Annotated in this window: 1 protein-coding gene; it reads left to right on the top strand. The window is 53.8% G+C overall.

Annotated elements, in window-relative coordinates:
• The coding region (locus RYB09_RS27025) for a DUF637 domain-containing protein (RefSeq protein ID WP_316891011.1) at window positions 1–4,430 on the top strand (4,430 nt) is incomplete at both ends.

The raw sequence follows: 4,430 nt of genomic DNA, 5'->3' as shown, positions 1-4,430 counted from the left end.
GGGCAATTGCTGGCGTCGAATTCGTTCAGCGGGAGTGGCGGGAACTGGACGAATGATGGGTTGATTGCGAGTGATGGAGATGTAAGCGTCAATCTGGGCAGCTATCGCGGTAGTGGTCGCATGAGCAGCGTAGGTACTCTTGGGCTCAGCGCTGCGCAGATTGATCTAAATGCTGCTACCGCAATCACCGCAGGCTCACGTGGAACAGTTACCAGCAGTTCAAGCCTAACCAACCTTGGACGTCTGACGTCAATGGGCGATCTTACAGTCAATGCATTTTCATTGATTAACCAAGGTACATTGGGCAGCACCGGTAATCTGCGAATCAATGCCGATTCATTGAGTAATCAGAATGGATTGTTGTTCAGTGGCGGTGATATGGCCTTGCGCGTTGGTAACTTTACCAATCGCTTTGCAGATGTTTACAGCTTGGGCAATCTCAGTATTGCTCGTGATGATAATAATGGCTGGAGCTCTTCGATAAATAATGTGTCTGCGACTATAGAGGGCGGTGGGGACTTATCACTTGCCGCTGATTATTTTGAAAACCGTAAGGATGTGTTTGAGGCTGTAGGAGGCTTGGTTTCAGGTGCTATTGGCGTTCAATGCTATTCGTGCTCTTCCTATCGCATGAAAGCTGAGTCTAGTCATATGGTTTGGGTCGAGAACTATTCGTCCAAAATTACAAAGAATTCTGCGTCATCAACTATAACCGCAGGGCGTAATCTGACGGGGGTGGGGCGTGAGTTTGTCAATAATGCGTCAACACTTAATGCTGTAAGAGATTTATCTATTGGTGTGCAGAAGTTTACCAATAAAGGCGCTACAGCTGGCAATTATACAATACGCCGCTCATTTGCTGCTGGTGATGGTTTACCTTTTTGGTACAGCGTGCTGGCGTATAATGCCGCTAATGACCCAAGCTATGAGAGCTCTGATAATTATGTAGGTGGGAAGTTTTCTAGGGCAAATTTACATTTATGGACTGCTGATGGGACAGAGTTTATTCAGGCAACAAGCGGAAATGGTCGGGAATCGAGCCACGTAACTACATTCGGCTGGATCTGGGTTCCCTCTGAAACCGGAGAGCATGCCTTTTCTCCTCCATTGCCGACGTATAGTAATGGGGTTAGAACTGAAGCACCTGATGTAGTGAAAAATGCTAGTTTTTTTGAAAATGTTGTAGTTGCAAATGATGCGTCAAGTTCTGAGAATGCGGTAGTGCAGGCAGGCGGTACTGTTCGCATAAATGCTACCCAGGATTTAAGTAATAGTGTGGTTCGTGAAGGTATTACGTTAGGTACAGGTGCCGCCCGCTTAGGCGTAACGCAACTCAGCGGAAGTGCTTCACCTACGGTAGTGTTAATTAACGCCCAGCTCCCCCCCGACCTGGCCCAACAACAAGTTAACCCACTAAGCCTGCCAGGTTTCAGCCTGCCCACCGGTCAGAACGGACTGTTCCGTCTGAGCGGCCAGACCGGTACCGCAGCCGCTGTTGCCCAACCCATCGGCTTGCCACAAAGCTGGACAATGGGCGGCGCAGCGGTCTCCGTCGCTCAACGCGAGCAAACCGTTTCCGATGCACAGGCAAGCACCATCCAGATCGGCTCGGTAGGCCAGATATCCAACGCTACTCGTCAGCTTGCTTCGGTTACACGGCAAAGCACAGGCGTGAGCGCCAATGCATCCTCCTTCGACGCCAGCGCGCCAAGTGCCTCGCCTATTGGCGGATTTGTACTACCAGGCCATACGTCTGATTCCACAGGTGTAACCAGCGTCGACAGCGTCACCGGTATAGCGACGGGCAATCAGGGAAGTGGTGCTTTGCTGCCTGTGCAAAATGCAGGTTCGACGGGTCTGCCGGTTATAACCGCCACAGGATCCAGTAGTTCGGCGGTCCAGAATGCCGGCATGGTGCAGGGCACGCGTATCAACAGTGCCGGTCAGGTTGTAAGCGATGCTCAGGGCCGCCCGGTAACTGCAACGGTTAGTAGCCCGGTCGCTGCTGCCGCAGCACAAACCGTTACCCGAGTGCAGGGCCTGCCCAGCAGTTCGTTCGTTTCCAAACCGCAAAAATACCTGATCGAAACCAACCCGGTCCTCACCGAACTCAAGCAGTTCATGAGCTCGGACTACCTGTTGGCCGGTCTGGGCTACGACCCGGAAGTCAGCGCCAAGCGCTTGGGCGACGGCTTGTATGAACAGCGCCTCGTTCAGCAGGCAGTCGTGGCCCGCACTGGTCAGGCCTTCATCGATGGACAGACCTCCAACGAGGCGCAGTTCAAGTACCTGATGAACAACGCCATCGCCAGCAAACAGCAACTGAACCTGGCTGTCGGCGTATCGCTGAGTTCACAACAGGTCGCAGCGCTGACCCACGACATCGTCTGGCTCGAAGAGCACGAAGTGAATGGCGAGAAAGTGCTGGTGCCGGTGCTGTATCTGGCACAGGCCGACAATCGCCTTGGCCCGACCGGCGCATTGATTGCCGGTAACGATGTCTCACTGATCGCTGGGCAAAACCTCGACAACGTCGGTACCTTGCACGCCGCCAACAACCTCTCGGCAGTCGCAGGCAACAACCTGATCAACGCCGGCCTGATAGAAGCCGGCAACCGGCTTGATCTGCTCGCGGGCAATGACCTGATCAACACCGCTGGCGGCATCATCAAAGGTCGCGATGTTTCACTGACCGCGATCAACGGCGACGTGATCAACGAACGCAGCATCACCTCGATGGACAACAGTGTGCTCGGTCAGCGCCACAACGAGTTCGCCGACAGTGCCGCGCGCATCGAAGCCGCCAACGACATGAGCATTTCGGCAGGCCGCGACGTCATCAACAAAGGCAGCGTGCTGGAAAGCGGTCGTGACATGACCATCCAGGCCGGACGCGACGTCACCATCGCCCCGACCGAAGTCACCAACAGCCTGTTCTCGGACAGCAAACACAACAGCAGCGACATCACCCAACTGGGCTCCACCGCCAGTTCCGGGCGCGACCTGACCGTTCAGGCCGGACGCGACATCTCCGTCATCGCCAGCCAGATCGACGCCAAACGCGACATCGCCATGGCCGCGACCGAAAACCTCACCATCAGCTCTGCGGCGGACGAAGAACACTCGCTGTCGAAAAGCAAAAAACTGACCCGCCAGGAAGACCACGTCAGCCAAATCTCCTCCGATATTGATGCCGGGGGCAGCGTTGCCTTGCAGGCGGGCCAGAACCTCTCCGTGATCTCCAGCCGTATTACTGCGGGTAAAGAGGCGTACCTGGTTGCCGGTGAAAACCTCGACATCTTGGCTGCGCAGGACAGTGATTATTCGCTGTATGACAAAAAGAAGAAGGGGAGTTTTGGGGCGAAGAAAACCAAGCGTGACGAAATCACTGATGTGAAAAACATCGGCAGTGAAATTACTACGGGTGGAGATCTTTTGCTGGCGAGTGGGGGCGATCAGAAGTTTCAGGCCGCGAAGCTGGAGAGCGGTAAGGACCTGACGATTCAAAGTGGTGGTGCGGTTACGTTTGAGGGGGTGAAGGATCTACATGACGAAAGTCATACCAAAAGCAATAATGATGCTTTCTGGACTTCCTCAAAGGGTAAAGGCAATACAGACGAGACACTTCGTCAGACGCAGATGTCTGCTGAAGGAAGTATCGCGATTAAAGCTGTTAACGGGCTGACAATCGATGTCAAGCAGATAGACCAACAGACGGTTAGTCAATCTATTGATGCGATGGTCAAAGCTGATCCACAACTTGCTTGGCTAAAACAGGCTGAAGCGAGAGGCGATGTTGACTGGCGACTCGTGAAGGAGGTTCATGAGTCTTTCAAGTATCAGAACTCTGGATTGGGCCCGGCTTCGCAATTGATCATTGCAATTGCCTTGGCAGCTGTAATGGGGCCAATGATGGCCGGTATGAACTCGATGTTACAGGCTGGCGCTATCAGTGTCGCGACAAAGGCCACCGTCAGTACAGTTGACAATAGAGGCAACCTTGGGAAGGTTGTGAAAGATGTTACATCCAAGGACAGCATCAAAGGCTATGCGGTGGCAGTTGCGACAGCGGGTGTGGCCGATGGTCTTGGATACAAGCCGAGTGAGTTGGGGTTCGATTCGGCAAGTGCAAAAACCATCGCCGTAAAAGTAACGGCTGACGCAGTAATCAAAACAGCCGTTTACGGCGGGAGCTTTGCGGATAACCTGGCCAGTTCGGCAGTCGCTGCCGCGGCCAGCATAGGTGGCGCCAAAGGGGCAATGGCGATAGGAGATCTTGAGTTAACTGAAGGAAGCATTACCAAGATTCTCTTGCACGCAGGCTTGGGTGGCCTGCTAGCCGAAGCCATGGGCGGTGATTTCCGCGCCGGAGCTATTGCCGGTGGTGCAAACGAAGTGTTGGTCGGATTGCTGGGGGATAAGTTACTTCC

This window comes from Pseudomonas syringae group sp. J254-4, from assembly GCF_032586855.1.
Lineage (GTDB): Bacteria > Pseudomonadota > Gammaproteobacteria > Pseudomonadales > Pseudomonadaceae > Aquipseudomonas > Aquipseudomonas amygdali.
The sequence above is the reverse complement of the archived record's forward strand: the minus strand, read 5'-3'. Positions and strand labels throughout refer to the sequence as shown.